The sequence below is a fragment of the Micromonospora maritima genome (assembly GCF_902825405.1).
Classification (GTDB): domain Bacteria; phylum Actinomycetota; class Actinomycetes; order Mycobacteriales; family Micromonosporaceae; genus Micromonospora; species Micromonospora maritima.
The window spans coordinates 1-3,757 of sequence record NZ_CADEAU010000502.1 but is presented as its reverse complement, the minus strand read 5'-3'; the positions used below and the strand labels follow the sequence as shown (position 1 = coordinate 3,757).

Here is a 3,757-nt window from a genome sequence, read left to right as displayed (position 1 = left end):
CGCCGGGGCGGGTGGCCGCGCGCACCGCCGCGGCCAACGCCGGCGCGGTCAGCTCGGCCCGGTAGGCCAGCACACCGTCACCGGCGGCGGTGACCTCGGTCAGACCGCCGACCCCGGAGTGCACCACGGGCACGCCGAGCGACATCGCCTCCAGCGCGCTGCGCCCGAACGCCTCCACCCGGGACGGCACCAGCAGGCAGTGCACCCTCCGGAGGAAGGCGGCCGCGTCCACCCGGCCGACCAGGTGCAGGTTGGGTCGTGGCGACAGCGGCGTGGTGCCGGCGCCGGCGACCAGGAACTCGACGTCGGGCAACGCGGTCGCCACGTCGGCGAGCAGGTCGGCCCCCTTCTCCCGTTCCAGCCGGCCGAGGAAGCCGACGCGGACCGGACCGCCGGGCGCGGGGTCCGGTCCGTCGGCCGGGTCCGGCCAGATCGCGGGGAGCGGGTTCGGGATCACGTGTACGTCCCGGACCTTCCCGCGTACCCGAAGCTCCCGCGCCTCGAAGGCGGAGACCGCGACGGTCGCGTGCGGTCGGAGCCGGCGGAGCATCAGGTCGGTGCTGATGTTTGCCTGCACCGCGGCCCTGGCCCGCAGCGACCCGGCCGCGTCGCGGTACTGCCAGAGGCTGTTGTGCAAGGTCACCACCAGCGGGGTGCGCCGGCCGCGCAGGCCGAGCCCGGCGCGGGCGTGCATGGCGGCGGAGAGCAGGTGCGCGCTCACCACGTCCGGCCGCAGCTCGTCGACGAGCGTCCGGATCCGTCGCGCGTAGTCGAGGTCGACCCGCCGGGCGGCACCCAGTGGCAGCCACCGCACACCCGCGGTCCGCAGCGCCTCCGCCACCTCGTCGTCCGGGGTGGCGGCCACCACCTCGACGCCCCGTTCGGCCAGCGCCGGCAGCATCTCGACCAGGAAGCGCTCCGCGCCGCCGAGCTGCCGCCGGCCGGAACCCCCGGTGGTGCAGACGAACAGCACCCTCATCGGGCACCCATGCCCTCAAGGGCGCCCCGCGCGACCGCCCGTCGGGCCGCGCCGCCGCCGACCGCGGCGCGCGCGAGCACCCCGACGGTGTACGCGGAGCAGGCGACCGTGCCGCGCCAGCCGGCCAGTTCGCGGCTGGCCCGGATGAACTCCCGGGTCTGCCGGCGGGCGATCTCCTCCGCGGCCCACCGGCGCTTCGCGCTCGCGTCGTCCTCGTGCGTGACCACGGCCTCCGGCAGGTACGCCAGCCGCAGCCCCAGCCGACGCACGGCCCAGCACAGCCGCAGGTCCTCGGAGTAGAAGAACGACGACTCGTCCACCCCGCCGATCCGGTCCAGCGTCTCCCGGCGGATCGCCACGAACGGCCCGGAGAGCCAGTCCCCCCGCTCCGGCGGAGCCACGATCCGCAGCTTCGGGAAGACGAGGCTGAGCCCGGTGGCGTGGGCCACCCCGGCGCCCACGGTCAGGAACCGGCCGGCGGCGGTCTGGTCCCGACCGGTGGCGTCGAGCACCTTCGGGAACGCCGCACCCACCGCCGGGTCGTCGAGTGCGGCGGTCAACCGCTCGATCGCGCCCGGTCGCACCAGGATGTCGTTGTTGGACAGGATCACCCGGGAGCGGGTGCTGTGCCGGACGCCCAGGTTCATGCCCCGGGCGTAGCCGAGGTTCGTCTCGGAGCGGACGTAGCGGGCACCGGTCTCGGCGCACATGGCCCGCAGCGCGTCGCTGATCGCGGTGGCGCTGCCGTTGTCGACGACGACGGCCTCCACGCCGGCCGGCAGCGAGCGGACGCAGCCGTCGGTGCGCTCGAAGTCTTCCCAGGTCAAAACGACGATTGAGACGTCCACCGCTAGGCCATCCGATTGACGAGTGCCGGCGTGGACCGGTGCAGGCGCTGTCGCGTCCGGAACGCGTACACGAAGTAGGCGACCGACGAGGCGACCGCCGCGCCGACGGCGCCGGCCCACGGGATGAGGAGAACGTACAGCACGACCGACACGGACATGGTGACGAGGGCGACGGCGGTGGTCGCCCCCTCGCCGCTGCGCTTGAGCAGCGCCGCGCTCCACGTCTTGCCGGCCGACAGCGCCAGCGTCCCGGGCAGCAGGAGCAGCCCGAAGACCCATGCGTTCCGGTAGTCCGGGGACAGCACGCCGAGGACCGCCAGGCCGACGACGGCCAGCGCGGCGATCGGGAACGCACCCTTGACGACCTCGCGACCGTGGTCGCCGACGGCGGCCGGGTCGCGTTCGGCCAGAATTCGCTGCGCCCGCACCACGGCGCCGGACTGCGCGAACTCCAACGCCGCCACGGCCAGCGCGAACACGCCGAGCGGACCCGCGCCGGCGAACCGGGCCACCAGCACCTGGCCCAACCGGTACGTCAGCATCTGCGCGCACACCCCGACGTGCAGGCGGCCCACCGCGAGCAGGTCCGCCCGGTACTCCGGTCGCCCGGCCGTCGCCGCCGGTGCCGGCCCGGTCCGGCGCGCCCAGACCAGCACCGCCACGCCCAGCACGGTCGCGGCGCCGACCTGCACGCCCAACCACAGCTCGCTCCACAGTCCACCGTCGAGCCGCCGGCCCAGCCAGAGCAGCCCGTAGCCCGCCACCAGCACCGCGCCGCCGAGGGCCCGCATGGCGTAGACGAACCAGAACCGGCGCAACCGCAGCCCCAGCGAGGCGGCGGTGTTGAAGACGGTGAGGGCGCAGCCGGCCGCCATGGCCACCGGATGGCTGCCCAGGCCGGCCGCGGTGGTCAGCACCGCCGCCGCCAGCGCGGTGAGGCCGAGTGACACGGCGAGAATGCCGGCGATCCACCCCCGGCCCCGGGACATGATCCAGCCGGCCGGGCGGGAGAGCAGGAAGGTGTCGACGGAGAGGCCGCCGAGCGCGGCGCCCACCGTGGCGCTCACCATGTTCGCGGCCAGTTCGCCCCGCTCCGCCGCCGGCAGGGTCACCGACACCAGCGCGGCGAGCCCGGTCAGGCCGAGGGCGACGAGGTAGAGACGTTCGGGGGAGACGAGACGCCGTGCCAGGTCCACCACGGTCCTCCCCCAGGATGCGCGGATGTGTGGGCACGACGAGTCCACGTCGCCGGCCTGTTCTACCCGACCGGAGCGGCCCTCCGCAATCGCCGCCGGCCGGGTACGGCTCGGCCCGGCGGGTTCCGGGCCGCCCGGTAGGCTCACGCCTCGTGGACCTGGCCCGCTACCGCGACGTGATCGGCCGGCGGTGGACGATCGTGGTGGCGCTCGCGTTGCTGGGCGGCGTCGTCACCGGAGTTCCGGCCGCGCGCCGGGACCCCGTCTACCGCGCCGAGACGCAGCTGCTCGTCACGTTCGCGGCCGAGGAGGCCGCCCCGCCGCAGCCCCGCCCGTCCGGGCCGGAGGCCGGCCGGCTCATGCAGCGGCGGGTGAAGACGTACGCCACCATGATGAACACGCCCCGGCTGACCCGCCCGGTGATCGATTCGCTCCGCCTGCCGTACACCACCGACGACCTCGCCGCGCGCGTCGTGGCGTCGTCCACCGTGGACACCCTGGCGATCGACGTGGCCGTCACCGACCGGTCCGCCACGACGGCGGCGGCGATCGCCGACGCGCTCGCCGTCGAGTTGCAACGGATCGCCCGGCGTGACCTGCCCCCGGCCGGGCTGGGGCTCAAGGCCCAGGTCGCCGTGGTCCGGCCCGCCGTCGCGCCGCAGCGCCCGGAACCGGTGTGGTGGCCGCTGCACGCGCTCGGCGGCGTCCTCGGCGGGCTCGCGATCGGCCTCGGG

4 protein-coding genes are annotated in these 3,757 nt (G+C 75.5%); 1 reads left to right on the top strand and 3 read right to left on the bottom strand.

Translation table 11 applies throughout. The features are described from left to right. The 3 genes from HUW36_RS27905 to HUW36_RS27895 form a co-directional block, all read right to left on the bottom strand. On the bottom strand, positions 1 to 979 hold a 979-nt coding region (locus tag HUW36_RS27905; protein WP_174530859.1), incomplete at its 3' end, for a glycosyltransferase family 4 protein. Next, positions 976 to 1,827: a glycosyltransferase gene (locus HUW36_RS27900; RefSeq protein ID WP_174530858.1), complete on the bottom strand. Its 852-nt coding sequence runs from the start codon at positions 1,825 to 1,827 to the stop codon at positions 976 to 978. The genes HUW36_RS27900 and HUW36_RS27905, both read right to left, overlap by 4 nt. Positions 1,828 to 1,829: 2 nt before the next feature. After that, complete coding sequence (locus tag HUW36_RS27895) at positions 1,830 to 3,023, bottom strand: hypothetical protein (protein ID WP_246248356.1); 1,194 nt, start codon at positions 3,021 to 3,023, stop codon at positions 1,830 to 1,832. Positions 3,024 to 3,175: 152 nt separating this feature from the next. Between HUW36_RS27895 and HUW36_RS27890 the strand changes: the two genes are divergently transcribed. Next, positions 3,176 to 3,757: YveK family protein (locus HUW36_RS27890; protein ID WP_174530857.1), on the top strand; the 582-nt coding region annotated here is incomplete at its 3' end.